The organism is Terribacillus saccharophilus (assembly GCF_000725365.1).
Classification (GTDB): Bacteria; Bacillota; Bacilli; order Bacillales; family Amphibacillaceae; genus Terribacillus; species Terribacillus saccharophilus.
Genome location: NZ_CP008876.1, coordinates 666,213 through 691,256, shown reverse-complemented (window position 1 = coordinate 691,256; position 25,044 = coordinate 666,213). Strand labels below are relative to the sequence as shown.

Below are 25,044 nucleotides of genomic sequence, written 5' to 3'. Positions count from 1 at the left end.
CTCTTAATTAGAGGACACTTTAGAATTTCTGCTTGCTTCTGTTGGCCATATGTCTTCATCGACATTGTGGATACCAGGAATACTGTTAGCAGAGAAATGCGGATCTTTACCAGCACGTTTTTGCTGGCGGTAATCACGCAACGCACGGAAGGCAATATTACCTAAAAGAACAATAGCTATTAAGTTAATAAACGCCATGATAGCCATGAAGATATCAGCAATACCCCATACAAGGTCAAGACCTGCCAAGGAACCAACTGCTACTACTGCTACTACCGCAAGACGGTAGATGAACAACCATGTTTTACTTTTCTTAATAAAGTTGATATTCGATTCACCATAGAAATAGTTTCCTACGATAGACGTAAAGGCAAACAGTAGTACCATCAATGCGATGAAAATACCAGCCCATGAACCAACTAAGGATTCAAGCGCGTTTTGCGTCAAAACAATACCATCTGTTCCTTCTGATGTATACAACCCAGACAATAGAACGATGAAAGCAGTTGAAGTACACACACCAAAAGTATCTACATATACGCCAAGCGTTTGGATCAAACCCTGTTTAACTGGGTGAGATACGTTCGCTGTCGCGGCCGCATGCGGTGCACTACCCATACCAGCCTCATTGGAGAACAATCCACGTTTGATACCTTGAATGATAGCAATACCAAATGCACCGCCAGAAATTTCCTTGATACCAAAGGCATCTTGGAAAATAATAGCAAACGCATGCGGAATTTCTGTAATGTTGAAAATGATGATTCCAAGTGCAAGCAGGATATATCCTCCTGCCATGATTGGAACGATAACCTCTGATACTTTTACAATAAGCTTTGTACCACCGAAGATGATGATTGCACTGCCGATTGTCAAAAGAACAGCCATTAATTCTTTGCTTACACCGAAAGAGTTGTGGAAGGCACTTACAATCGTATTTGCCTGAACTGTGTTAAATGCCAATCCAAACGTCAATGCGATAATAACTGCGAATGTAACACCCAACCAACGTGCCCCAAGTGCTTTTTCCATATAATATGCTGGGCCGCCTCGGAAGGAAGCTCCGTCTCTTGTCTTATAAATCTGAGCTAGAGTTGCCTCGACAAATCCTGAAGCAGCTCCAAGAAATGCTATCAGCCACATCCAGAAAACAGCACCTGGACCTCCAACAGCTATCGCGATGGCTACACCTGCCATATTACCAGTTCCAACACGCGCGGCTGCACTGATACAAAAAGCCTGGAATGAGCTTACGCCTTTTCCGTCCACTGTTTTTTCACCGATAAGTTTAAACATTTCTGGTATCATAGTAAGTGTGGTGAATTTCATTCGGAAGGTGAAATACAATCCTACCAACACGAGGATGCCGGCCATGATATATGTCCAAATGAAATCGCCTGTATCTTGTATAATTTCTAGAAACACTTTCTTCTCCCCTTGCTAACTAAAATGCACATGCTAAATAATGTAACAAAATCTGACATGGTATGCAATGTTTATTCCTTCCAGACTGTCAGAAAACCTATAGAAATTAGTAAAAAATATAAGCTGAAAAGGAAGAAAATTAGATGAATAAACAAAAAGATAAGAAACCTTTCCGTTATCCATTAGCGTTTACAGTAGGCATCATCACTGCCATTCTTTTTGGAATAGCTTTTCAGAGCCCTACTGTTGGACTGGCTGCAGGCTGTATGTTAGGCATCATTTTCGGCACTATGCCAAAGGGAACAAAAAAGGAAGATGAATGATGATAATGATACGTCCCTATGAAACAGAAGATTTATCGTCAATTATGAAATTGCTGAAAGATGAAAGCTGGACTACGCTCGCATCAGATCCTGCTAGCTTTGACCAAGCTATGAAAGGATCAGCTCCTGCTCTCGTTGCGTTGCATAACGATGAAATATGCGGCTATATTCGTTGCATCACAGACCAAGTCATCACCCTTCTAGTTGCCGAACTGCTCGTCGATGGAAAACTGCGCGGACAAGGTGTCGGCGGCAGGCTGCTTCAAGCAGCACATGATATCTTCCCTTCAACACGAATGGAGATGCTGGCAACCAGTACATCAAAAACGTATTACGAACAGAAAAAATTCCGACCTTTTTATGGTTTCCGGAAGACATATGCGGAGTAAATCTCCTTAATCTAGTACTTATGATATATTTTTTCGATATGTTGTTTGTCAATATGCACATTGGGAATACATTACTAACTTAACCAAGGAGGTAATGAAAATGGCACATGAAGATCGCGCACAGAATGCTGTGGAAAATCTATCCCAAGAAGATAAAAACGATATTCTGAACAATTTCCAGAACTTCCAAGATTATTTAGGTAATAAAGTAAAACAAGGTGAACGCCTCGGCCTGAGTGAGGAAGCTTTGACAAAAGCTGCTCAGCGCGTCGCTGATTATTTAGCGGATAAAGAGGAACCTCGCAACCGTGAGGAGTATTTGCTCAAACAACTCTGGCTGGCTGCTGATGAAGAGAACAAGAGGCCGCTTGCGAATACACTCGTGAAGCTTGCAGATCAAACAAACTAATACGAAAAAAGCGGATCCAAATTGGATTCGCTTTTTTATTTTTTACGGAATATTGGATTAGGCTTTTCGCTGCTAATCTGACAGGAAAGTCCATTCGTTTCAATACTGATTGTGCCACCCCTGGCTGTTGCATAAAGCACAGCTCCCGCTTTTTGCAGATTGCGTACAACCTCTTTCGTCGGATGTCCTAATTGATTGTCCCGGCCATAGGAAACAACTGCATAATCAGGCTTCACTTTTTTCAGAAAAGCGAATGTATTGCTTGTCCGGGAACCATGATGCGCTACCTTATAGACCTCAGATTCCACTTCATAATTATGTTTCATCTTATACTCCTGCTGTGCTTCAGCGTCACTCATAAGCAGGAAGTCGACTGTACGATAAGTCAGCCTCAAAACGATCGAGGCCTGATTGTTCGTTGCTTTAGGATGATTGGCATTTAATACTTGAAGTGATAGAAGCGGATCAACGGTTATATAGGAACCTTCTTTGGCGATGGTCACCGGGATTTGTTTTTCAGCTAGGATCTCTGTATAGCGCTGATACGTCCTCGTCGTATATAGCTTTCCACTATCCAGCACTTGCTTCACCTTGAATTTCTCGAGTACCGGAAGAAGTCCGCCGATATGGTCGATATCCGGATGCGTGGCAACTAACAGATCCAACTTCTTTACTCCTCTGGCAGAAAGCTCCGATATCACCTTCTCCCCTGACTCTCCGTCCCCTCCGTCTACGAGAATATTATAATGAGATGGTGTTTGTATCAGCATACTATCACCTTGGCCGACATCAAGAAAATGCACCTGCAGCTTCCCTGCTTCGTCGGTCTGCGAAAAAATATAGTCCCATATGCCGCTTCCGCTTTCCGCTGCTGTATTCATCGGGAAGCAAAAAATCAGGCAAATACATATTAAAAACATGTGTTTCTTCATTGCATTCCGCCCCCTTTTTCATAGGATGCAGTCCGCTTACTGTTCGTATGCACCAATACTTGTCTCCTAATTTTAACAATCGATTGGACATGCTATACTAATAACAATTGAAAGGAGCGACGAATCATGTTTACACATCGCATTGACTCAGCCACCTATATGAAGCTTTTGGAACCACAGGACAGCGACAAGCTGTATCAGCTTATCGACAGCTCCCGTGAGCACTTGCGGCAATGGCTGCCTTGGGTAGATCAGAACACGACCGTCGAGCACAGCAGACAATTCATTCAGCATACATTGGATCAGTTCGCATCAAATAACGGATTTACAGCAGGCATCTGGTATCAGGGTGCTTTAGCTGGAGTAATCGGCTTCCATAAGATTGATTGGTCGAACCGCTCTACTAGCTTAGGTTATTGGCTCGGAGAAGAGTATACCGGTCTTGGCCTTATGCAAAAAGCAGTCAGTAAATCCTTGGATTATGCTTTCCTTGAACTTCGATTGAATCGAGTGGAAATACGTTCAGCAATCGGAAATGTAAGAAGTCGGAGAATTCCAGAAAAACTCAACTTCACCCACGAAGGAACAATCCGCCAAGCAGAAAAACTTGTTTATGGTTATGTGAATCACAATGTCTACGGCATGCTTTTGGAAGAATGGGAAGCAAAAGAAAACAGCAAGACAAATGATGATGAGACAAACGGGTAAGCATTTCTTATCAAATTAATTACAATTCCATTACATGTGTTTAGTCTCATCTCCAACCGGCTATATATGCAGTAAGGAGATGAGAAGAACAATGAAGAAGAAAATGCATATTGTATCATCGACAGATGACAACTACGCACAGCACTTGGGTATGACATTGAGTTCTTTACTTGAAAACACTTCAAACCCTAAGGATTTTGTCATTTCAATCATCGATGGAGGAATTAGCCAAGAGAAGAAACAGCTGCTGAAGGAAACTGCAGCTGCCTACAATACACCGCTTGATTTCCTTGATGTTAATTTGGATGCTTACGGAGGCGCAATTGCCAGCCGACATATTTCTAAAGCTGCTTACTACCGTATATCCATACCTGAAATGATGGATCCAGCTATTGAACGGACGCTGTATGTTGATTGCGATATGCTGGTACTAGATGATGTCAAAAAACTTTTCGAGGCCGATATGGAAGGCAATATCGTTGCAGCCGTAGGTGACTACGGGGAACATCGCCGTCTGGAGAAAATGGGAATTACGAAAGAGGATCGTTATTTTAACTCTGGTCTGATTCTAATTGATATGAAGGCATGGCGTGAAAAAGATATTACGAATAAGGTGCTGACATTCATCAACGAAAATCCAGATAAGCTGGCATGGCATGATCAAGATGCCCTTAACGCCATCTTGTGGAATGATTGGCTCATGCTTCATCCGAAATGGAATGCCCAAACTCACGTTATCTTGAAAGAATATAAAGCTAAATCACTCAAGGAAGAACGTGTGCTTCGCACAGTAAGAGAAACACCATCAATTGTACACTTCTGCGGAGAAGAGAAACCATGGCAGGAAGGTTCTATTCACCCTTACACAGATGGCTATTATGAGTACTTAGCGAAGACAGCATTCGCCACTAAAACTAAAAATTCCTTATCTGTATAAAACTGTATGTAAAACCGGAGTTAAGATAACTCCGGTTTTTTCTATGTGCTCTTCTCATATGTTACACTGGTACAAAAGGAGGTGCTTTCCCTGAAAGCTAGACGCACACTGTATGCAGTGCTGCTGCCGATTGGTATCGCTATAATCGCCCTATTCATTTTCCGCTCTTATTTTTATTTCCCCAGTACCGTATATGGCGAATCAATGGCTCCGACTTTGGAAGACCAAAACAAAATCCTCATAAGCCGTGTCGGTAACATCGATCGATTTGATGAAGTTGTTTTTGACGCACCAGATCAAGATGCAAGCTATGTAAAGCGAGTAATTGGAATTCCAGGAGACACGATTGAATACAAGAATGATGTACTTTATGTAAATGGCAAGAAGCACGCAGAGCCCTACCTGAAAGAAATGAAGGATGCTATGCAGAAGGATGCTTTATTTACGAATAACTTTAAGCTTCGGGATGTCATTGGAGAAGATACCATTCCTGATGGTTACCTGTTCGTCATGGGAGATAATCGCAGAAACAGTAAAGACAGCAGGATGTTCGGCTTGATTCCACAAAGTTCCGTCATCGGGGAAGTGAAATTCCGCTATTATCCAATACCTCAAATCGGATTAACTAACTGAATAATTATAAAGTGACGAACAGTGCAGGCTATTGCACTGTTTTTTTATTATCTCCAAATTTTGGTTGACTTCCCACCTTCCCGGTTATATAGTTAGTTACATAAGTAACGAACCAACTACCCTAAACTTTAAAGGAGCATATGCATGCTTGATGATTCGAAGCCGATCTTTATCCAGATCAAAGAACAACTAGAAGATAGCATCCTCAACGGCTCCATACAAATTGGAGAACGGGTGCCCTCCACCAATGAATTTGCTCAACACCACAAGATAAATCCAGCCACAGCAGGAAAAGGTATCAACCAGCTAGTAGACGAAGGTATATTATTCAAGAAAAGAGGCGTAGGTATGTTTGTAACAGAAACAGCATTGGAGATTCTTCTTGATAAGCGGAAGCAGCAGTTTTTTGATGCATATATCATTCCGCTGAAACAGGAAGCAAGTAAACTGCATATCCCCAAAGAAGAGATCATTCGTATGCTTAAGGAGGAAGAGTAAAAATGGCGATAGTAGCTGAGAACCTGATTAAAGAATACCGAACCGCCACAGCTTTGAAAGGTATCGACCTTCAAATTACAGACCCGAAAATCTACGGCCTGCTAGGTAGAAACGGTGCCGGAAAAACCACTTTTATGCAGCTGCTGGCTGGCTACGACAAACCGTCAGGCGGAGAATTAACTATAAATGGTATGAAACCTTTCGATAACCGAGCTGTTACAGAGAATATTTGCTTAATCAAGGAAGCTGATAATTTTAAAAAAGACCTTACTGTTCATCAAGTATTGAAAATATCCTCAATGCTCTATTCCAATTGGGATAAAGAGCTGGCTGCTGACCTACTAGAAGGATTCGACTTAGATAAAAAACGACGAGTAAAAAACCTTTCCAAAGGCATGGAATCTGCACTTGGCATCATTGTTGGTTTGGCAAGCAAAGCACCAGTTACGATGTTGGATGAACCTTATATCGGGCTGGATGCCGCATCTCGCGCTTATTTCTATGAAGTACTGCTAGATGAATTCCAGAACAATCCTCGAATCATAATTCTGTCCACTCATTTAATTGATGAAGTCAGCAATTTGTTCGAAGAAGTGATTATCTTTAATAAAGGCAGTATCCTTCTACATAAAAGTGCTGAAGAACTCAGAGCTCAAAGCTTTTGCATCTCAGGGCCGGCAGCACAAGTCAAAGCCTTTACAGACGGTAAACAAATCATTAAGGAAACCAGCTTTGCAGGAACGTCACAAGCATACCTGCTATCCACAGAAGCTCCTGACTTAACTGGTGACCTGGCAGTTTCAGGGGTGCCACTGCAAGATATGATGGTACATTTAACAGAAAAAAGAGGTGCACGCGCATGATGAAACAAATACAGGCTTTACTTTATTTCTTTGCTGTCGACAGCAGGCGTACCGTTACAATTTTTTGTTCTATCCTGGTCTTAAGTATCACGGTATTAACTGTTCTCGGCGTTACTGTTGCGGACTTTATGTACATCGCCATTACAGCACCAGCATATATCTTTATGATTATATTTGGTTTCAGAACAATTCAAGAAAGTCTCCCATTTGCCATTAAGAGGGGTGTCACCAGGAAGAGTTACCATACAGCTGTTGGTATTTTCATTTTGTTGATCAATCTTGTAATGCTTGCTTTTCTTGCAGGAGTACAATTAGTAGTAAACGGTGTGTTTCAGGTCGCTAATATAACGAACATCCACATCATTCGTCCGATTGGAGCAAGCACCGAGCTAAAAAGTATTTTGTATAGCTTGCCGCTTGATTACGCTCTTCTGATATCTTTCTTTACTGCCGGACTTTTACTTGGTATCATCGCCTATAAATTTGGTTTTCTTGGGGGCGCGATACTCGGAGGCATTGCTTTAATCGGTATAACCGTGTCTTTGACTATCCAAGAACGATTAACTGACTTCATTACTTGGATACTAGATTTAGCTGTATTCCCAGCATTCGGACTGGTATGTGCAGTTGCGATTGTATGCTATTTGATAAGCTGGATCTTTATCCGCACGAGCAACTCCCAGCCTACCACATAAAAAAAGAGACTCAACGCCAAAGGCGTTGAGTCTCTTTTCTATTATTTACTTACTACAGTAATTTGTTCATCAACCAAATCAACTACCATACTGCTTACATTCTCTTCTTCAAGAATATAATCAGTAATTTTATCCTCTACCTGATCCTGAATGACTCGGCGCAATGGTCGTGCACCAAATCGAGGGTCATAGCCTTTTTTCGCAAGGAAGTGTTTCGCTGCTTCTGTCACTTCAAGCTGGTAGCCTTCTTCTTCCATGTTCTTCGTCAAATCTGTAAGCATAAGCTCAACGATTTGCACCAAGTCCTCCTCTTTCAAAGCTTCGAAGCTAATGATAGAGTCGAAGCGGTTCAGGAATTCTGGTTTGAAGTATGCACCCAGCTTTTCAATAACGGATACAGCTTCATTTTTTGATTTCGTAAAGCCGACAGAAATCTGTTTGTCTCCAGTTCCCGCGTTGCTCGTCATAATAATGACGGTCTCCTTAAAGCTCACTTTACGGCCTTGGCTGTCCGTCAAATGACCGTCTTCCATGATTTGCAGGAACATATGCTGTACATCAGGGTGTGCTTTCTCGATTTCATCCAATAGTACAATCGTATAAGGATTACGGCGTACGCGCTCTGTAAGCTGACCTGCTTCTTCATGTCCAACGTATCCTGGAGGAGAACCAATCAGTTTCGCAACTGAGTGACGTTCCATGTACTCACTCATATCCAGACGGATGAAGGATTCACGTGTGCCGAACATCTCTTCAGCCAATGCACGGGTAAGTTCTGTCTTACCAACACCAGTCGGACCGACGAATAGGAAGGAACCGATTGGGCGCTGTTTGGATTTCAAGCCAGCTCGGCTGCGACGAATAGCTTTAGCAACCCGGTCAACTGCCTGCTGCTGTCCAATAACCTTGCTGGACAAGTTAGCAGCTAAGTTTTTCATCTTGTTCTGTTCTTCCGATTGAATCTTCGTCACAGGAATACCTGTTTTTTCTTCAACAATCTGCTGGATAACTTCAACAGTTACTTCAGCTTTATCTTCATTTTTTGGTTCTTCAAGCTTTTGTTCCAGCTGAATTTCTTCCTGGCGAAGATACGCAGCACGTTCGTAATCCTCGCGCCCTGCTGCCTCTTCCTTCTCTTTCGCAATCTGGGCAAGACGAGTTTGAATAGCATCCTCATCAGTCGTTACAGTAAGCAGGTTGATACGGGATCCGGCTTCATCGAGCAAATCAATCGCTTTATCCGGCAAGAAACGATCCTGAATGTAACGTTGAGACAAGCTCACACTCGCTTTAACTGCTTCTTCTGTGTAGGAAACTTGATGATACGCTTCGTATCTCTCCTGCAATCCTTTTAAGATATCCAATGCCTGCTCTGCTGTCGGTTCTTTTACGATGACCGGCTGGAAACGACGTTCAAGCGCTGCGTCTTTTTCAATTTGGCGGTACTCTTTTAATGTGGTTGCACCAATCAGCTGCAGCTCACCGCGAGCAAGTGCTGGTTTTAGGATATTACCTGCATCCATTTGGGAACCTTCAGCAGTACCAGCGCCTACCAATAGATGAATTTCATCCACGAACAGAATGACATTTTTACGCTGCTGCAATTCAGAAATAAGTTGTTTCATCTTTTCCTCGAATTGACCGCGCACACCAGTGTTTGCCACTAGTGAAGCAACATCAAGCAAATAGATTTCTTTATTTTGCAGTTTCACAGGTACATTTCCTTCAACAATCTGTAAAGCTAATCCTTCTGCAATTGCTGTTTTACCTACCCCAGGCTCCCCGATTAGAACTGGGTTATTTTTATTGCGTCGGTTCAGTGTCTCAATGACACGTTTGACCTCTTTTTCACGGCCGATGACTGGATCGATCAGACCAGCACGCGCGCCATCTGTCAGGTTCTTACCAAGTGAATCAAGCAATCCTCCACGCCCGCGACCATTGCCGCCAGCTTGCGCTTGGCTGTTTGCACCAGCCTGGAAGCCGGATTGTGCTCCGCCGAACATATTTTTAAAGAAATCATCCATTGTTCCGCCATTGGATGCGAAACCGGCAGGATTTTTAGACATATTCTTCATTTCATTATAGCAAGTATGACAGAGCTGTAATTGTTGTTTCTGATTGTTGAATTGCATTAACAAGTTCACGTTAGCTTCTCGTTCACCACAATGTTGGCATTTCATAATACAATTACCTCCCCAATAGGTTAGATTCATTTATTGGTCAAGTGTCTTATTTTGACTTTGACTATCTTTGACCTTGTGACTTTATTATAGTCTGACCTTCTTTGACTTTCAAGTGTTATGCTCTCATTTTTTATAATTTTTTAGAAAAGGTATCTATACTAATATTTAAGGAAATACAAAAAAGCACCGCCTGTATAGGCGATGCTTCTAATTAATTTGCATTTTGTTTTTCTTGATTGCGCAGTTCAACCCGTCTGATTTTGCCAGAAGAAGTCTTCGGTAAATCTTTGACGAATTCAATTTTACGCGGGTACTTGTAAGGTGCAGTCGTATTCTTAACATGTGTCTGCAGTTCCTTAACAAGGTTTGGATCGTTTTCGTCTACACCTTCACGCAGAATGACGAATGCTTTAACAATGTTCCCACGAATTTCATCCGGGCTTGCTACAACAGCACATTCTGCTACAGCTGGATGTTTTACTAAAGCATCTTCTACTTCAAATGGTCCAATTGTATAGCCTGAGCTGATAATGATATCATCACTGCGGCCCTCGAACCAGAAGTAGCCATCTTCATCGATAGAAGCTTGGTCACCAGTGACGAAGTAGCCGTTGCGTTCCGCTTGCTGACGGCGTTCTGGCTCACGGAAATATGTTTTAAACAATGCAGGACTGTCGAGCTTCAAGGCGATGTCACCGACTTCACCTGTTTTAACGCGATTACCGTCCTCATCAATTACAACTACTTCATTTCCCGGTGTCGGTTTACCCATAGAACCTGGTCTTGGTTCCATCCCTTTCATAATACCAAGAAGCAATGTGCTCTCTGTCTGACCATAGCCATCACGAACAATAATGTTGAAATTCTTCTGGAAGACATCAATTACTTCCCTGTTCAATGGTTCACCAGCAGATACTGCACTATGCAAAGCACTTAATTTGTAGCTGCCAAGATCAGTTACTTTTGCCATTAGACGATATTCCGTCGGTGTACAGCAAAGTACGTTAATTTTGTAATCCTCTAAAAGAGAGAGATAAGTTTTAGCATCGAAACGTCCCATATATACGAAGCCTGTTGCACCGGTTCCTAAAACAGAAAGGAATGGACTCCATACCCATTTCTGCCAGCCTGGTGCAGCTGTTGCCCATACGATATCTCCCTTGGAAGCAGATAGCCAGTTTTCTGCAGCTGTCCGTAAGTGTGCATATCCCCAGCCATGTGTGTGAACTACACCTTTTGGATTACCTGTTGTACCGCTTGTATAAGACATTAGTGCAATATCTTCTCTGGAAGTTTCCACTGTTTCCAGTTCTGCTGAAGCTGCCGCTTTGAGCTCTCCAAGATCCTTCCAGCCGTCGACTGCTCCACCTACTGCAAGTTTGATTAAGCTATCTTGATTCTCAATATCTTCGAACTGTGCAGTAAAGGCATGATAACTGATGATGCTCTTCACATTTCCATGATCAATTCTATATTGCAAATCTTTCGTTTTCAGCATTTCGGAGCCAGGGATGATCACAAGTCCAAGCTTCAAGGCTGCTGCGTAAATGTGATACGCCTCAACGACACGCGGTACCATTACTAGTATCGCATCTCCTTTTTTTAAGCCCAGTTCTTTCAGAACATTACCTGTGCGGTTTACGTCCTGGAATAACGCTTTATACGTTACTTCCTTCTTATTACCCGCCTCGTCCATCCAAATGAGCGCCTTACGATCTTCATCTGTAACGAATCGCTCCATTTCATCAACGATGTTGTATTGCTCTGGTGCAATCAAATCTTTTCTTTCCATACTTACGCCTCCTAAATGGCTGCCTGTTTTAACTAATGCACTTATTATAGCAGACGAAAGCACGACTTCCCAGTAATAGTTGTTACCAAATTATAAAACTTGATATTAGTATCAGGTCTCAATACTTCTCCAAAGCGTCATAGTCGCATAACTGCGGTAAGGAGCCCATCTTTCTCCTCGCGCATGAATTGCTGCTGGCGTCGGCTTTTCAGTGAGATCGTCATAGATTTTCAGTGCATTTTGTACCCCGATATCAGCAGCTGGTAATAAGTCAGCACGTCCCAAACCAAACAACATCCAGTTTTGCGCAGACCAGCTTCCAAGACCCCTGATTTTCGTCAATTCGTCTGCAATTTCTTCATTAGATGCAGCAGACAGCTGATTGAGATTCAGTTTACCTTCTATAATAAGTCGGCTTGTATCAATTACATATTCTGCTTTCCTTTGTGAAAACTGCATCTTTCGTAAATCATCATAAGTCAGGGAAGCAACGATCTCCGGTGATGGATAAAACCAAACGTCATCCGCTTTTGTTCCGAACGCTTCCACGAACCGATTCGACAATGTATAGGCAAACTTTAAATTCAACTGCTGGTGAATGATAGTCTTCATCAAGCAATAGTATAAGTCAGTGTCTTTAACGATAGGCGTTCCCGCGTGTGCATAAAAAAGTCGTTCCAAATCAGAACCGACAAAATGAGCAGCAACTTCTGCAAGGTCAGTATCCCATTGAAGCCAATCCTCTACCAAGGAAAGTATTTCTTCCCGTTTAGAAGAATCTGCAGAAGACACGATGACTGCGGGTGCAGTAATTGTTCCGCTAAACTGGAGAACGACGATATGCTGGGACCCATCCCCTAATACAACCGGAAGCTTCACCCTATGCTCTTTTGCATCAACTATATTCAGCTGATCCATACTCCACCTTTTCATTAAATAATGATAATCGTATGTATGTGATCCTTTAAGCTGCCTTTCCCACATCAGTAGCATCTCCTATCCTATTTGTTTTGTTGCAAAATCAATTACATCATGCATCACTTTCGTCAAGCGCTTATCCTTATGCCAAAGGAGCTTCGTTGTAGGCTGATTGATTGGTTCATCAAAATCTACAGCGCTTAACTCACCAGATTGTAATTCTTTTTCCACTGTCATGAGCGGTAAGTACGATAAACCCAAACCAGCAATTACACATTGCTTAATCGCTTCTATACTGCCGAATTCAATGACATTCTCCGGATGCAAATTCTGTTTTTGTAATGCTTGTTCTAATTCCGTTCGATAAGCACAGTCCTTCTCCGTCAAGATCAAAGGATGCTGCATCACCTCAGCCAGACTAGCGGAGGGTTGTACTGCCAGCGGATGGCTTGGGGAGCTTATCAGGACGATTTCTTCTTGAAAAAGAGAGACCGACTCCAGTAAAGCATTGTTCTGATCCCGCTCCATAATAAAAGCTAAATCCAACTCGCCTTCCTGAAGCATTTTCTCCGAGGTTTTACTGGATGGAACAGGCTTGAGGATGACCTGCACCTGCGGATACTGTTCGCGTATGAAGCGGAGGAACTCAGGCAATCGGTAGGTGCATTGACTTTCACATGCGCCGATCAGAATTGTGCCTTTCTCTTCTTGCTCCTCTTCAAATTCCTGTTGCATTTCTTCATGTAAAGCCAGGATTCTTTTTGCATAGCTCCGCATTTTAATTCCCGCTTCAGTCAAATAAATCCTCTTTCCAAGACGCTGGAACAAGTCAACTCCATATTCCTTTTCCAGCGCTTTTATTTGTGCTGTCACACTCGACTGGGCGTAATCCAACAGCTGAGCTGTCTTAGTGAAATTAAGTGTTTCGGCCGCTACAGCAAAAGTCTTCAGATGGTTGATCTGCATATATACACTCCTTAAATCGCATTTTCCGATCATAATAATCAAATAATTCAGCTTTTCCTATGTATGAGTGCAGTATACACTTTTTATATAAATATTGGAAAGTAATGCAGCTGGATAGGACTCACTAACCTATCAGTACTAAATGACATATTTGCTGAAAGGAGAGAAAAGGATGAAGGATACATCTAAAAAAACATGGCAGGACTATTTCATGGAAATCGTCCACGCAATCATCCAAACAAAATAAAAAAAGCTGATCCTATTCGGATCAGCTTAAAACTGCGTAATGGCTTTTGGCAGGATATCTTGCTTGACTAGATCATCCAGCGTACGGAAGGAGTATCCTTGCTTCTTCAATTCAATGATCAGTTTTTCCAATGCAACAGCATTATCCTCGGATACAGAATGCAATAAGACGACTGCTCCTGGATGCATTTGAGCCATCACTTGATCATACGCGTACTGCCAGCCTTTTTGTTCACCGGTTTTCCAATCAGCATATGCGAGTGACCAGAATACATTTGTATAGCCAAGATCTTCAGACCATTTCAATGAACGGGCACTAAAGGTACCGCGGGGTGCCCGTAGATAGTGCATGTCGTCCTGATCCGTCAATTCAGCCACAGCATCCTCCAGCATCTCAAGCTCCTGCTGCATCTTTTCTTTAGAAACCTTCGTCAAATCTGGGTGATGATACGAGTGATTACCGACAATATGTCCTTCGTCGACCATCCTTTTCACCAGATCAGGTGCTGATGACACGTAGTGCCCCGTAATAAAGAAAGCAGCCGGTACATCGTGCTTTTTCAATACATCCAGGATATCGCCTGTATATCCTTGTTCATAGCCGTTATCAAATGTGATATATACTGTTTTCTCACCAGAATCATCTAGATAATAGCTGTGATATTCGTCCAAAAGCTGTCCGTATTTGCCAACTTCAGGTATACTGCCATCCTTGCTCTTAACAAATCCCCATCCATAGCTTACAGGGCTTTCTGCGGATGCAAACGATGGCGTGACCAGCAACAGACAAAAAAGCAGCATTATTGATTTCCATCGCATATGACACACTCTCCTTAGAGATAGATTGTGCCAAATCCGCTCCCCCTATGCGGTGAAAAAAATAGAAAAGACCGTGCAGCTGCACGGTCTTACTTTAGTTTATTTTCCATTTCATCAAGCATTCGGAGCATTTCATCGATTTCCTCTAAGGAAGTCTCCTCCGGTTCGATACTATCCAAATAATCCATGAATGCAGACAGACGCTGCTTCAAGTCATCCACTTTACTCGTTGCCAAAGATAAAACCCCTTTACCGCATTATCTGGCTCCAGTATACCACAGCACTGTTACTTATTGTACGTTGAAGGTGAAAGACAGATGATCTTGAATTGGAATCCAAGCACCAATTCCCTGTTTGGTAACATTTTTAACAACTATCTGCTTTCTTGATCCTTTTAACTCCAGGTAAACTTCCCCAAAAGTGATCGTACCCTTTTCATTCACCGCCGGTGCGTACGCAGAAAGAATTCCTGATTTATTCAAAGGTACTCCGTAGGCATTTTCCTTATTTGTACCTTTTCCAATTACTGTTTGGAAGGAAAGCGGAAGCTTTGTATTCTTCTGGGCCTGCTGTAGCATCATGAGCTTGATATCCCTTGGTTTATCAATTTCAGCTGTAAGTCCGCCTTTTACGTAGCGCTCTTCCTGCTGTTCATAATTCATTTGCTTCGCTGATTCCCCACCTGCATTGCTCAGCTGGTTCGTATTTACCTTTTGATATTGCCAATTGATATTTGTTTCTGCAGACTGGTACTCGAGCGGCCAATGCCCCATATAAATCATCCCTCGATACCCAATTGCTAGTGGAGAAGGTTTCAGCGTCGATTCATTGAGTATGCGAATCAGTTCTGGATTCTGGATGACAATAGCACTGTCTTCCGTCAGTTCTCTGACAAGCTCACTAGGTTCTAGCACAATTTGATCTTTGTTTGAGTTCGGATAAGTATTTTCTTTTGAAATATTCAATACGTGATTTGGTATTTCCGTATCCTTCTTCTGTACATTCTCAGCTTTCCCAGCTATGGAGAAAGGAAGAGTCAGCAAAGCCAATGCCATGATTGCTATAAGGATTCTAGCGTATTTCATAAAGAAAAGCCCCTGCCTTTCAGATTTTTTTCTAGTATCTGAAGTCAGGGGCTATCCTATACATTTAATAATGGTTCAAATGAATTACTTCCAATCTTTCTTCGATCTCGATACTATCTTTAACTGTCTGCACCATGGAACAGTTGTTATGTGCAAGCTCGAGGTTCTTCTCCAACTGCGCTTTGTCCAGATGAAAACCGCGTACAACGTAAGTCAACGTAATCTTAGAAATACGGTTAGCTGCCATTTCATCCCGCTCTACCTCTGCCGACACTTCCATGTCATCAATCTCAAGCCGCTGTTTCTCCATAATTTTACGGAAAACAGACGCACTGCAACCTGCTATTGAGGAAACCATTAGCTGATAAGGCCGGATACCGAATAGCTCATTTCCGTCTATATCCAAAGTTTGATGTGGTAGTTCGATACGGAATCCATGCTGCTTCATTGTCAGCTTCAATTTCCTCATCTCCTTGCGATTTCTTTATGCATTATATTCCCTCTTGTATGATTTTCTAACCTTCATTCGTCCGATTGACCAAAACCAGGAAAAACTATACAGTAGGATTGGGAAATCATCTTACATACAGAGGTAATAGACATATGAGAAATGCGTACAGTTTTTGGATTTTAGTCAGTATTGTCGCAGTCTCCGGTTTCAGCCAAGGGCTGCTGCTTCCGCTGATTGCGATCATATTCGAACAAGACGGTGTGTCTTCATCTATGAATGGTCTGAATGCAGTTGCCATTTACATTGGTATTTTGCTCGTATCTCCATTCATGGAAGCTCCGCTGCGTAAATTCGGTTATCGGCCTGTCATTATGGCAGGTGGGCTAATCGTCGTCGCAGCACTTCTCGCTTTTCCATTGTGGAAGTCATTTTGGTTCTGGTTTGTTTTGCGTTTGTTGATTGGAATTGGTGACAATGCCCTTCATTTCGGAACCCAGACATGGATTACATCTTCATCACCTGAAAAAGTACGCGGACGGAATATTTCGATTTATGGACTGTTCTTTGGAATTGGCTTTGCCGTCGGTCCGCTTATGACTTCACTTGTTAAAGTGTCAGAAACTTTGCCCTTCATTTTATCTGGTGCGCTTTGTTTAATCGCTTGGTTCACTCTTTTTCAGCTGCGGAATGAGTTTCCAACGGAAGAAAACACGCAATCCGCACAGCAGCAAGGACTTCTGCAGCGATTCGGTTCGACCTTGAAATATGCATGGGTTGCTTTCCTGCCGCCGCTTGGCTATGGCTTCTTGGAATCTTCCTTGAACGGAAGCTTTCCTATTTACGGCTTACGTCAGGACATAGGTGTGTCGGAAGTATCCATATTGCTTACCGGCTTCGCTATCGGCGGCATCGTTTTTCAGATACCGCTTGGCATGCTTAGCGATAAGTTTGGACGTAAGTATACGCTTTTGACCGTAATACTTCTTGGGACAGTCTTTTTTGGGACTGCTGCATTTACAGAACAGCATTATATAGCCCTGTTCATATGCTTATTTGCAGCCGGTATGTCTTTAGGTTCCACCTTCTCGCTTGGCATAAGCTATATGACAGATTTGACTCCAAGGCATTTGCTGCCCACAGGCAATTTGCTTTGCAGTATTTTCTTTAGTATTGGGAGTCTAGGAGGACCTTATATTAGTGGAGTATTTATTGAGAAAATGCCAGATCTCAGTTTCTTCTTTATTATGACGGTCATTTTCGCCGGTATCTTTACAACACTGCTCGTTCACGCGATTTTTACTAAACGCGCTGTCCTAGCAGAACAGTAAAAGGGATGCGCCCCTGGGCACATCCCTTTTTTTAATTGATATATCTGGAGAATCGCTTTTCCAGACGTTCCTGAAAATAAGAAATAATGATACAAAGCGGCCAATACACGAGCGCCACTGTAATGTACATTGTCATGGAATCAAATGTACGGCCAGCTACAATCTGCGCCTTCTGGAACATTTCCGGTACTGTAATTACCGCTGCCAAACTTGTTGCTTTCACCAAATCAAGGAATACATTTGTAAGCGGCGGCATTGCTACTCGCGCTGCTTGCGGGACAATGACCCTCGTCAATGTCTGCCAATAGTTAAGACCAAGCGCATAGGAGGACTCCCATTGGCCATAAGCAATACTGTTCAGCGCCCCTCTGTTTACCTCAGCAATATAAGCCGCACTATTCAACCCGAAAGCAAGAACAGCACAGGTGAAAGCATCCAGCCTGATTTGTACCACTGGCAATCCTTGATACAGGATGAACAAAAACACCAATATCGGTGTTCCGCGCATAAATGAGATATAAAACCGCGCAGGCAATCGCAGTAAAAAAAATCTGGAACTGCGCCCAATCGCCAGGAAAAATCCAAGGATTAGGCCCATAGCCATACCAGCAAAAGCAACTGCTATTGTCATTGGCAGTCCTTCAAGTATGAACGGAAGGTTCTCCCATGCTAATTCCGCATCAAAGAATTTGCCGATATCCACTAGCTCGAATGGTATCATTTCTCGTCTTCCTGCTGTTGTTTCAAGACTTCATCTATTGTCGGGATATCCTCATCCGGCTGTTTCGAAACGTCTGCACCACCAAAGAATTCCTCTGAAAGCTTCGTTAATGTACCGTCTTCTCTCATCTCACTCAAGACTTTGTCCACTTGTTTCTTCAATTCAGTTGCATCCTTCGGCATGATGGCAGCGTTGGCTGTTTCATCGAATTTAAAATCAGGATGGATCGTGATATTAAGGTTCGAGAAGGCTTGCAGCGCTAGAGATTGAAGGTAATAATCATTGATGATCAAATCTGTCCGTCCATTATCGACATCACGTAAATATACATCATTTGTTGTATTACCGTACGCTACTACTTCAGCTCCTAATTCTTCAGCAATTTTACTATAGCCAGTCGTCGCCTCACCACCAGCCTTTTTACCTTTCAAATCCTCTAATGAATTGATACCAGAAAGGTCATCTTTACGAACAATCATTGTTGTGTAGGAATACTTGTACGGTTCACTATACGCAAACTTTTCTTTCCGCTCATCTGTCACACCAATATCATTGGCTGCAAGATCAACTCGTCCATTTTGGACTGAAGCGAGCATGTTATTGAAATCCGAAGTTTTGAATTCCACTTCCAAATCCAGACGTTTCGCAATTTCCTTGATAACTTCTACATCATATCCAGTAATATCATCCGAACCTTCCGGATAATAGCTTGCCGGATACAAAGTTCCAGACGTTCCAACCGTGATTTTTCCAGAGTCCTGAATAGCTTCCCAAACTTTATCTTCAGATGCTTGCTCAGTACTATCATTAGTAGAAGAACCGCAAGCACTTAAGACAAGGACAGCCAGCAAGCTGCAAAATACAAGTAATCGTTTCTTCATTATAGTGTTTCTCCTTTATCGATTCACTTATTGCCTTCTTGTTCCAGTAATTCATCTACTGTTGGCAATTCTTCATCTGGCTTCTGTGAAACGTCCGCTCCTCCATAGAATTCCTCCGACAACTTAGACAATGTACCATCTTCCTTCATTTCATTAAGAGCCTTGTCCATTTGTTTTTTAAGTTCTGGAGCATCCTTTGAAAGAATTGCGCCTTGTTCAATCTGGTCAAATTTGAAATCCGGGTGAATCATGATATTGAAATCGGGAAAAGCCTGCAATGCCAAAGATTGCAAATAGTAGTCATTGATGATCAGGTCTGTCCGTCCATTGTCCACATCACGTAAGTACACATCATTTGTTGCATTGCTATAAGTCACAACCTCTGCACCAAGCTGCTCTGCAACTTTGCTATGGTTTGTTGAAGCTTCTCCCCCAGCGCGTTTTCCTTTTAGATCTGCCAAGCTGTGAATACCAGACAAATCATCTTTCCGTACAATCATCGATGTATAGGAATACTTATACGGCTCAGAAAAAGCGAATTGCTCTTTTCTTTCGTCGGTAATCTCGATATCATTTGCTGCTACATCTATTCTGCCGTTTTGAACAGAAGCAAGCATGTTATTGAAATCAGAAGTCTTAAATTCCACTTTTAAATCAAGACGCTTAGCAATTTCTCTGATTACTTCCACATCATATCCCGTAAGCTCATCAGAACCATCAGGATAATATGAAGCTGCAAATAAAGTACCGGATGTACCAACGACGAGTTTACCTGACTCCTGAATCTTTTCCCAAGTCTTATCATTGCCAGCGCTTTCAGAGTTGCCGTCACCATTTGTTCCACAAGCTCCCAGAAGAAGTACAATTACAAATAAGCTACATATAATACCTAATCTTTTCCTCACGAAGTCACACACTCTCCCCTTGTTTTATTTTCATATATCCTAAAAGATAACAGGTAATCTCCACTATTTCAATATTTTTCTGAACTGTTTCACTTTTATTTTCAAACTGTTATATATCTATATAAATTTTATTTCTTTTTTATATTGATTTTAATCTAGCTATAGAATATAGTAAAATTACTATTACATTATAATAATTATAAACAAGCTACATATACATTTCTAAGGAGGGTATAAATACATGAAAAAACATTTAGAACTTATTGCCGCTTTAGTTAGTGGTGCCCTGATTCTCATTACCTATTTCAGTTTCCACGGAACAGAAGCTGCACCTTTTCTTTATACTGCTGCATATCTCATCGGAGGATTCTTTAAAGCGAAGGAAGGTATTACAGAAACCATTACGGAACGGAAACTTAACGTGGAAATGCTGATGATTTTCGCAGCTATAGGGGCAAGCTTTATCGGCCATTGGCTGGAAGGTGCCTTACTTATCTTCATTTTCGCCCTTTCTGGTGCTTTAGAAACGTATACGGAGAATAGAAGCAGTCAGGAATTGCGTGCACTGCTAACTCTTCAGCCAGATGAAGCGACCAGAATAATTGCTGGTGGGAAAGAAAGAATCTCTATCGATCAGCTTCGAGTCGAGGATCGTATACTCGTGCTGCCCGGGGAACGTATACCGGCTGATGGAATCATCTTAAAAGGAACAACGAGCATTGACGAAAGTGCCATTACCGGAGAAGGTATACCAGTAACAAAAACTGAAGGTCATGAAGTTTTTGCCAGCACCGTCAATAGCAGTGCAGTATTGGAAATACGCGTCACAAAGCCCGCAAATGAAACATTGTTCCAACGAATCATCACGATGGTGCAAACGGCTCAGGAACAAAAATCACCCGCTCAGCATTTCATAGAGCGATTCGAAGGACCTTATGTCAAAACTGTTCTGCTGCTAGTTCTGCTCGTCATCCTCGTACCACCTTTCATAACAAATTGGTCATTTACCGAGTCCTTTTATCGTGCCATGATCCTGCTTGTCGTCGCTTCTCCATGTGCACTGGTAGCTTCGGTCATGCCAGCGACCTTATCAGCTATTTCAAAAGGAGCAAGAAACGGGATTTTAGTCAAAGGTGGTTCACATCTGGAAACGCTCGGACAAGTAAAAGCTGTTGCATTTGATAAAACAGGCAGTTTAACAATCGGAAAGCCATCTGTTACAGATTTCCTTATCGGTAAAACTGCCGAAGCATCTCATGTGCTGGAGGCGGCTTATGCTATACAATCTCAGTCCTCACATCCTTTAGCTAAAGCTGTAGCAGCTTATGCACATGCTGATAGTATCAAGCAAGCTGAGCAAGTTACCGATACAGCTGGTCAAGGTATGAATGGGATATGGCAGGGACAGAAATGGCGAATCGGAAAAGTCTCTTATATGCAAAATTCGGCTGATCAAGAATTAGCCGATCAAGCTAATTCTTTGGCCGCTTCGGGGAAATCGCTTGTTTATATAGAGAACGAAAACGGATTAGCCGGTGTATTTGCACTGCAAGATACAATAAGACCGGAAGCAAAAGCAGCAATACGTTCCTTATCTAAGCTCGGCATTTCTACTATTATGCTCACAGGTGATAACGACCAGACTGCAAAATCCATTGCCAAAGAAGCAGGTATTACTATGTATCGATCCAACTGCTTGCCAGATGAAAAGGTTGCAGAAATCAAAGAGCTGGAAAATCGCTACGGAACGATAGCCATGGTTGGCGATGGGATCAATGATGCTCCTGCCCTTGCTACTGCTCAAGTTGGAATTGCCATGGGCAATGGAACTGACGCTGCGCTGGAAACAGCTGATATGGTCCTGATTAAAAATGATCTAAGAAAACTTGCCGACGCTATAAAATTATCAAAGCGTATGCGCAGGATCATTAAGCAAAATGTTATCTTTTCAGTCGCTGTCATTATGCTGCTCATCCTGGCTAATATCAGTCAATATCTCGGTTTGCCACTTGGGGTAGTAGGACACGAGGGCAGCACAATTTTAGTCATATTAAACGGTCTTAGACTTTTAAGATAAAAAAAGCGGCGCCTTATCAGGCAGCCGCTTTATTTTTCTTCCGCTCATCCAGCATAGCATTGATCTCACCACCGGTGATTATGATGATGCCGGAAAGATAGAACCAGATCATCAGAACAATGACTGCCCCAAGAGATCCGTATGTCGCAGAGTAATTGCCAAAGTTATCAACATAAAAGGAGAATAACAGGGATGCAATCATCCACCCGATTGCTGCGAAGGCCGCTCCGACCATTGATTCTTTGATCGAGATTTTCTTACTCGGCGCTAACACATACAATGCAAGTAGTACAATGAAGAATATTACAAAGGAAATGACCCATCGCAAAGCTCCCCATACAGTCAGGAAACCATCGTCCAGTCCGAAAAAGGAAAAGATATAAATACCGATTGATTTACCGAATATCGGTAGCAAGAATGCGACTGCGATAACGAGTACCATAGCGATTGTCAGCACCACGGCTACTCCTCTGGCAACGATGAAAGATCGATCCTCATTAACATCGTAAGCCTTATTCAATGCACGAATAATGGCATTAACACCATTTGACGCAGACCAAAGTGTTGCCAAAATACCAATGGACAACAGCCCGCCATTTCGCTCATTGACCAGACCCGTAATATTTTCTTCGAGCAGATCCATGGTTGATTCAGGTGCGAATGTTGATAAAGTACTCATAATATCTTGTTGACTGATCGGCAAGAATGCGATCAAGGACACAAGAAAAATGATAAATGGAAATAGTGATAGCAGTAAAAAATAAGCCAGCTGGGCAGACAAACCAGTCACTTCATCGTTACCGATTCGCTGCCCAAGCTGTTTTAAAAAGCTCCCCATGGTTTCTCCTCCTTCTCTCTCTAAAGCAACCTTTTTATCTGGCTGCTACTGTGTTACCACCGCTTGCCAATTGTTTCGGACGCTGTCCGGCAGGCAATTCGATCTGATCGTCCAGCTTGCTCACCTTCTGCAGTGCATGCTGAACTTCCTCCAGTCCTCTCAAGCCTTTATCGGCTGATGTAGATATACTGGTTGCCACTCGAGCATAGGAAGTTTTGACATCATTCACAAAAACGCCCGGATTGCGGAGGTAAAACACCGCTTCAGAACCTGCACGCGTCAAGTTACCTCGTACATGCTCACGTGTCTGTGCATCACATAAAGAAATCAAGCCGCCGACTGTAGCACCAATCGTTAAACCTAACGTAAATTTACTTTTCATCAAACCGGCTCCTTCCATTGTGTCTGTTGTTTTATTGTCTCGCACAATTCTACACACCCAGCCTCAAGCATCTCAAACACCGCTTCAAATTCATCAGTAAAGAATGGATCCTCAATATCCTCTCCAGCACGCTCTGGAATAAAATCTGAGAAAAGCTGATAACGGTCCGTATAAGCAGGAGCTATAGCTGATAAATCCTGCAAATTAAGCTGGTCCATCACGATAATGTAATCGTAAGCTTCCAAGTGTTCTGCTTGGACTTGCTTTGCCGTATGATTACCCATCGAAATGCCTTTTTGTCCGAGAAGCACACGAGCAGAAGGATGCATCTCCTTTCCTTCGTGCCAGTGACCGATACCAGCTGAGTCGACTGTAACAAACCCTGATAATCCTGCTTCGTCTATACGTTTGCGGAATATCGCTTCAGCCATCGGCGAGCGGCAGATGTTGCCTAAAGAAATAAACAACACGTTTATCATTCACTCAACTCCCTCGTTTTATAAATGTGAAAATGTGCGAATGTCTGGTATTCCATTCCCCTTGGAACAACGATTCAAACGACCTAGTGCTCATGCTATAATATGGAAAAGGAAAGGGTGATTATGTTGACGACCATCTATCCAAGTGCTCTGACTGCCAATTCCACCTTAGCAATCACTGCTCCCTCAAGCGGAGTTCCTGCACCATTGCATCCCAAGATACATAAAGCTAAAAGTCAGCTCGAGAAACTTGGTTCCAATGTAGTCATCGGAGAAACCGTCTGGACTCAGCAAGCAGCCAGAAGCAGCTCTGCTGAAACTAGAGCAATCGAGCTAATGACTTATTTAACTGATTCCGCAATTGATGCCATTATGCCGCCATGGGGTGGAGAACTGCTTGTACAAGTATTGCCTAAGCTGGATTGGGATAAGATATCTAAAAGCAAGCCTACATGGCTGATTGGTTATTCCGACACAAGCACACTTCTATGCAGCTATACACTCCAGACAAATATTGCATCTGCTCATACGACAAACTTCTTTGATTTGAATATGGAAAACCTTGATGATACGACAATGCAATGGCATAAGATATTATCAGCACCCTCTCGCAAGCATGTTGTCCAGCACTCATCTCCTATGTATCAATCATCATGGGATGCGCTATTTGTACAAGAAAATCCTGCGGGCTTTGATTTGGACAGCAAAACGGAATGGAAATCTTCGACAGGTGAAGCCGTTTCCTTTACTGGCCGTTTAATCGGCGGCTGTCTGAATACATTGACTGCAATAGCCGGAACGAGATATGCCCCCATTAAGGAGTGGCGAGAATCTTTTGAAGAAGAAACGATTGTCTACCTAGAATGGTTGGACTGGACTACTGCCGAAGCTTATCGGAATCTTTGGCACCTGAAGGAACACGGCTGGTTCGATGGAGCGAGCGGTTTACTATTTGGCAGACCTTCTCGAAGTGCACCATCTGAGGATTATGACGACGAACAGATGATATATGAATTTGCAGAAGAAATTGGCCTGCCAATTATCTTTGATACTGATATCGGGCACATGCCACCGCAGTTCACAATGATTAATGGCGCCTTAGCTACTGCATCATTTAAAGATGACAAGGGAACTCTAACTTATCTAGAATAGAAAAGA

28 protein-coding genes are annotated in these 25,044 nt (G+C 42.5%); 12 read left to right on the top strand and 16 right to left on the bottom strand.

All coding sequences use genetic code 11. The annotated features are described in order from the left end of the window. Window positions 1-3: 3 nt before the first annotated feature. A complete protein-coding gene (locus GZ22_RS03595) occupies window positions 4-1,374 on the bottom strand; it encodes an alanine/glycine:cation symporter family protein (protein ID WP_051748445.1) in 1,371 nt (456 codons plus the stop codon). A gap of 194 nt (window positions 1,375-1,568) precedes the next feature. On the opposite strand from GZ22_RS03595, the gene GZ22_RS03590 reads away from it, so the two are divergent. The 3 genes from GZ22_RS03590 (at window position 1,569) to GZ22_RS03580 (ending at window position 2,546) form a co-directional block, all read left to right on the top strand. Next, window positions 1,569-1,748, top strand: coding sequence for a hypothetical protein (locus GZ22_RS03590; RefSeq protein WP_038558753.1), 180 nt, complete (start codon window positions 1,569-1,571; stop codon window positions 1,746-1,748). Further along, window positions 1,745-2,137 carry a GNAT family N-acetyltransferase gene (locus GZ22_RS03585; RefSeq protein ID WP_038558750.1) on the top strand — a complete coding sequence of 131 codons (393 nt, stop codon included), beginning with the start codon at window positions 1,745-1,747 and terminating at the stop codon, window positions 2,135-2,137. The genes GZ22_RS03590 and GZ22_RS03585 overlap by 4 nt, the downstream gene beginning before the upstream one ends. A 100-nt stretch (window positions 2,138-2,237) precedes the next feature. After that, window positions 2,238-2,546, top strand: a complete 309-nt coding sequence (locus GZ22_RS03580; RefSeq protein WP_245609699.1) for a DUF3243 domain-containing protein — start codon at window positions 2,238-2,240, stop codon at window positions 2,544-2,546. A gap of 35 nt (window positions 2,547-2,581) precedes the next feature. Here GZ22_RS03580 and GZ22_RS03575 read toward each other — a convergent pair whose 3' ends face one another. Further along, window positions 2,582-3,478: a ComEC/Rec2 family competence protein gene (locus GZ22_RS03575; protein WP_038558743.1), complete on the bottom strand. Its 897-nt coding sequence runs from the start codon at window positions 3,476-3,478 to the stop codon at window positions 2,582-2,584. A 126-nt stretch (window positions 3,479-3,604) separates the two neighbouring features. On the opposite strand from GZ22_RS03575, the gene GZ22_RS03570 reads away from it, so the two are divergent. The 6 genes from GZ22_RS03570 to GZ22_RS03545 all read left to right on the top strand — a co-directional run bounded on the left by GZ22_RS03570 (window position 3,605) and on the right by GZ22_RS03545 (window position 7,812). Further along, the gene (locus GZ22_RS03570) at window positions 3,605-4,186 is read left to right on the top strand and encodes a GNAT family N-acetyltransferase (RefSeq protein WP_038558741.1); all 582 of its coding nucleotides are present in this window, start codon (window positions 3,605-3,607) and stop codon (window positions 4,184-4,186) included. Between the two features lie 91 nt (window positions 4,187-4,277). After that, on the top strand, window positions 4,278-5,123 hold the full coding sequence (locus GZ22_RS03565; RefSeq protein WP_038558738.1) for a glycosyltransferase family 8 protein: 846 nt from the start codon (window positions 4,278-4,280) through the stop codon (window positions 5,121-5,123). Window positions 5,124-5,204: 81 nt separating this feature from the next. Continuing rightward, window positions 5,205-5,756, top strand: a complete 552-nt coding sequence (lepB, locus tag GZ22_RS03560; protein WP_084160800.1) for a signal peptidase I — start codon at window positions 5,205-5,207, stop codon at window positions 5,754-5,756. 144 nt (window positions 5,757-5,900) lie between these two features. Further along, the gene (locus GZ22_RS03555) at window positions 5,901-6,254 is read left to right on the top strand and encodes a GntR family transcriptional regulator (RefSeq protein WP_038558735.1); all 354 of its coding nucleotides are present in this window, start codon (window positions 5,901-5,903) and stop codon (window positions 6,252-6,254) included. A 2-nt stretch (window positions 6,255-6,256) separates the two neighbouring features. Next, window positions 6,257-7,117: an ABC transporter ATP-binding protein gene (locus tag GZ22_RS03550; RefSeq protein ID WP_038558732.1), complete on the top strand. Its 861-nt coding sequence runs from the start codon at window positions 6,257-6,259 to the stop codon at window positions 7,115-7,117. Beyond that, entirely contained in the window at window positions 7,114-7,812 is a 699-nt protein-coding gene (locus GZ22_RS03545) for a hypothetical protein (RefSeq protein ID WP_038558728.1), read from the top strand. The genes GZ22_RS03550 and GZ22_RS03545 overlap by 4 nt, the downstream gene beginning before the upstream one ends. Before the next feature lie 41 nt (window positions 7,813-7,853). Here GZ22_RS03545 and GZ22_RS03540 read toward each other — a convergent pair whose 3' ends face one another. From GZ22_RS03540 to GZ22_RS03510, 8 genes are all read right to left on the bottom strand, one after another. Next, on the bottom strand, window positions 7,854-9,995 hold the full coding sequence (locus GZ22_RS03540; RefSeq protein ID WP_038558725.1) for an ATP-dependent Clp protease ATP-binding subunit: 2,142 nt from the start codon (window positions 9,993-9,995) through the stop codon (window positions 7,854-7,856). A 214-nt stretch (window positions 9,996-10,209) separates the two neighbouring features. Then, window positions 10,210-11,790, bottom strand: coding sequence for an acyl-CoA synthetase MbcS (mbcS, locus tag GZ22_RS03535; protein WP_038558722.1), 1,581 nt, complete (start codon window positions 11,788-11,790; stop codon window positions 10,210-10,212). 111 nt (window positions 11,791-11,901) lie between these two features. Beyond that, window positions 11,902-12,774, bottom strand: coding sequence for a DNA-3-methyladenine glycosylase family protein (locus GZ22_RS03530; protein ID WP_038558719.1), 873 nt, complete (start codon window positions 12,772-12,774; stop codon window positions 11,902-11,904). 12 nt (window positions 12,775-12,786) lie between these two features. Next, a complete protein-coding gene (locus GZ22_RS03525; RefSeq protein WP_038558716.1) occupies window positions 12,787-13,674 on the bottom strand; it encodes a LysR family transcriptional regulator in 888 nt (295 codons plus the stop codon). A gap of 273 nt (window positions 13,675-13,947) precedes the next feature. Continuing rightward, a complete protein-coding gene (pdaA, locus tag GZ22_RS03520; protein WP_038558713.1) occupies window positions 13,948-14,739 on the bottom strand; it encodes a delta-lactam-biosynthetic de-N-acetylase in 792 nt (263 codons plus the stop codon). Window positions 14,740-14,828: 89 nt separating this feature from the next. Continuing rightward, on the bottom strand, window positions 14,829-14,975 hold the full coding sequence (locus GZ22_RS18530) for an SE1561 family protein (protein WP_164072015.1): 147 nt from the start codon (window positions 14,973-14,975) through the stop codon (window positions 14,829-14,831). 54 nt (window positions 14,976-15,029) lie between these two features. Beyond that, on the bottom strand, window positions 15,030-15,824 hold the full coding sequence (locus tag GZ22_RS03515; protein ID WP_038558710.1) for a YfkD famly protein: 795 nt from the start codon (window positions 15,822-15,824) through the stop codon (window positions 15,030-15,032). 64 nt (window positions 15,825-15,888) lie between these two features. Continuing rightward, a complete protein-coding gene (locus GZ22_RS03510; protein WP_038558707.1) occupies window positions 15,889-16,293 on the bottom strand; it encodes an OsmC family protein in 405 nt (134 codons plus the stop codon). Window positions 16,294-16,427: 134 nt separating this feature from the next. On the opposite strand from GZ22_RS03510, the gene GZ22_RS03505 reads away from it, so the two are divergent. Further along, window positions 16,428-17,603: an MFS transporter gene (locus GZ22_RS03505; protein WP_038558704.1), complete on the top strand. Its 1,176-nt coding sequence runs from the start codon at window positions 16,428-16,430 to the stop codon at window positions 17,601-17,603. 31 nt (window positions 17,604-17,634) lie between these two features. Here GZ22_RS03505 and GZ22_RS03500 read toward each other — a convergent pair whose 3' ends face one another. Genes GZ22_RS03500 through GZ22_RS03490 form a run of 3 tightly spaced genes read right to left on the bottom strand, consistent with a single transcriptional unit; the run spans window position 17,635 to window position 20,110 of the window. Next, window positions 17,635-18,324 (bottom strand): amino acid ABC transporter permease, encoded by a 690-nt coding sequence (locus GZ22_RS03500; protein ID WP_038558701.1) that lies wholly within the window; start codon window positions 18,322-18,324, stop codon window positions 17,635-17,637. After that, window positions 18,321-19,205, bottom strand: a complete 885-nt coding sequence (locus tag GZ22_RS03495; protein ID WP_038558698.1) for a transporter substrate-binding domain-containing protein — start codon at window positions 19,203-19,205, stop codon at window positions 18,321-18,323. Before GZ22_RS03495 ends, GZ22_RS03500 begins: the two co-directional genes overlap by 4 nt. Window positions 19,206-19,228: 23 nt before the next feature. Continuing rightward, the gene (locus tag GZ22_RS03490) at window positions 19,229-20,110 is read right to left on the bottom strand and encodes a transporter substrate-binding domain-containing protein (protein WP_051748007.1); all 882 of its coding nucleotides are present in this window, start codon (window positions 20,108-20,110) and stop codon (window positions 19,229-19,231) included. Window positions 20,111-20,351: 241 nt separating this feature from the next. Between GZ22_RS03490 and GZ22_RS03485 the strand changes: the two genes are divergently transcribed. Next, window positions 20,352-22,187 carry a heavy metal translocating P-type ATPase gene (locus tag GZ22_RS03485; protein ID WP_084160639.1) on the top strand — a complete coding sequence of 612 codons (1,836 nt, stop codon included), beginning with the start codon at window positions 20,352-20,354 and terminating at the stop codon, window positions 22,185-22,187. A 16-nt stretch (window positions 22,188-22,203) separates the two neighbouring features. On the opposite strand, the gene GZ22_RS03480 is transcribed toward GZ22_RS03485, so the two are convergent. The 3 genes from GZ22_RS03480 to GZ22_RS03470 are packed head-to-tail and all read right to left on the bottom strand — an operon-like array spanning window position 22,204 to window position 23,886. Next, window positions 22,204-23,025 (bottom strand): YihY/virulence factor BrkB family protein, encoded by an 822-nt coding sequence (locus tag GZ22_RS03480; protein WP_038558693.1) that lies wholly within the window; start codon window positions 23,023-23,025, stop codon window positions 22,204-22,206. Window positions 23,026-23,059: 34 nt separating this feature from the next. Continuing rightward, window positions 23,060-23,407: a hypothetical protein gene (locus GZ22_RS03475; RefSeq protein ID WP_038558691.1), complete on the bottom strand. Its 348-nt coding sequence runs from the start codon at window positions 23,405-23,407 to the stop codon at window positions 23,060-23,062. Beyond that, window positions 23,407-23,886: a low molecular weight protein-tyrosine-phosphatase gene (locus GZ22_RS03470; protein ID WP_038558688.1), complete on the bottom strand. Its 480-nt coding sequence runs from the start codon at window positions 23,884-23,886 to the stop codon at window positions 23,407-23,409. The genes GZ22_RS03475 and GZ22_RS03470 overlap by 1 nt, the downstream gene beginning before the upstream one ends. A 123-nt stretch (window positions 23,887-24,009) precedes the next feature. On the opposite strand from GZ22_RS03470, the gene GZ22_RS03465 reads away from it, so the two are divergent. Beyond that, a complete protein-coding gene (locus GZ22_RS03465; protein WP_051748006.1) occupies window positions 24,010-25,038 on the top strand; it encodes a S66 family peptidase in 1,029 nt (342 codons plus the stop codon). Window positions 25,039-25,044: the final 6 nt, after the last annotated feature.

Coding starts and splice junctions, on each gene's coding strand:
- GZ22_RS03515 (WP_038558710.1), bottom strand. CDS start 15,824: ATGAAATACGCTAGAATCCTTATAGCAATCATGGCATTGGCTTTGCTG.
- GZ22_RS03500 (WP_038558701.1), bottom strand. CDS start 18,324: ATGATACCATTCGAGCTAGTGGATATCGGCAAATTCTTTGATGCGGAA.
- GZ22_RS03475 (WP_038558691.1), bottom strand. CDS start 23,407: ATGAAAAGTAAATTTACGTTAGGTTTAACGATTGGTGCTACAGTCGGC.
- GZ22_RS03495 (WP_038558698.1), bottom strand. CDS start 19,205: ATGAAGAAACGATTACTTGTATTTTGCAGCTTGCTGGCTGTCCTTGTC.
- GZ22_RS03590 (WP_038558753.1), top strand. CDS start 1,569: ATGAATAAACAAAAAGATAAGAAACCTTTCCGTTATCCATTAGCGTTT.
- pdaA (WP_038558713.1), bottom strand. CDS start 14,739: ATGCGATGGAAATCAATAATGCTGCTTTTTTGTCTGTTGCTGGTCACG.
- GZ22_RS03485 (WP_084160639.1), top strand. CDS start 20,352: ATGAAAAAACATTTAGAACTTATTGCCGCTTTAGTTAGTGGTGCCCTG.
- GZ22_RS03510 (WP_038558707.1), bottom strand. CDS start 16,293: ATGAGGAAATTGAAGCTGACAATGAAGCAGCATGGATTCCGTATCGAA.
- GZ22_RS03550 (WP_038558732.1), top strand. CDS start 6,257: ATGGCGATAGTAGCTGAGAACCTGATTAAAGAATACCGAACCGCCACA.
- GZ22_RS03480 (WP_038558693.1), bottom strand. CDS start 23,025: ATGGGGAGCTTTTTAAAACAGCTTGGGCAGCGAATCGGTAACGATGAA.
- GZ22_RS03585 (WP_038558750.1), top strand. CDS start 1,745: ATGATGATAATGATACGTCCCTATGAAACAGAAGATTTATCGTCAATT.
- GZ22_RS03555 (WP_038558735.1), top strand. CDS start 5,901: ATGCTTGATGATTCGAAGCCGATCTTTATCCAGATCAAAGAACAACTA.
- GZ22_RS03465 (WP_051748006.1), top strand. CDS start 24,010: ATGTTGACGACCATCTATCCAAGTGCTCTGACTGCCAATTCCACCTTA.
- GZ22_RS03570 (WP_038558741.1), top strand. CDS start 3,605: ATGTTTACACATCGCATTGACTCAGCCACCTATATGAAGCTTTTGGAA.
- GZ22_RS03470 (WP_038558688.1), bottom strand. CDS start 23,886: ATGATAAACGTGTTGTTTATTTCTTTAGGCAACATCTGCCGCTCGCCG.
- GZ22_RS03505 (WP_038558704.1), top strand. CDS start 16,428: ATGAGAAATGCGTACAGTTTTTGGATTTTAGTCAGTATTGTCGCAGTC.
- GZ22_RS03580 (WP_245609699.1), top strand. CDS start 2,238: ATGGCACATGAAGATCGCGCACAGAATGCTGTGGAAAATCTATCCCAA.
- GZ22_RS03540 (WP_038558725.1), bottom strand. CDS start 9,995: ATGAAATGCCAACATTGTGGTGAACGAGAAGCTAACGTGAACTTGTTA.
- GZ22_RS03530 (WP_038558719.1), bottom strand. CDS start 12,774: ATGTGGGAAAGGCAGCTTAAAGGATCACATACATACGATTATCATTAT.
- GZ22_RS03595 (WP_051748445.1), bottom strand. CDS start 1,374: ATGGCCGGCATCCTCGTGTTGGTAGGATTGTATTTCACCTTCCGAATG.
- GZ22_RS03565 (WP_038558738.1), top strand. CDS start 4,278: ATGAAGAAGAAAATGCATATTGTATCATCGACAGATGACAACTACGCA.
- GZ22_RS03545 (WP_038558728.1), top strand. CDS start 7,114: ATGATGAAACAAATACAGGCTTTACTTTATTTCTTTGCTGTCGACAGC.
- GZ22_RS03575 (WP_038558743.1), bottom strand. CDS start 3,478: ATGAAGAAACACATGTTTTTAATATGTATTTGCCTGATTTTTTGCTTC.
- GZ22_RS03525 (WP_038558716.1), bottom strand. CDS start 13,674: ATGCAGATCAACCATCTGAAGACTTTTGCTGTAGCGGCCGAAACACTT.
- mbcS (WP_038558722.1), bottom strand. CDS start 11,790: ATGGAAAGAAAAGATTTGATTGCACCAGAGCAATACAACATCGTTGAT.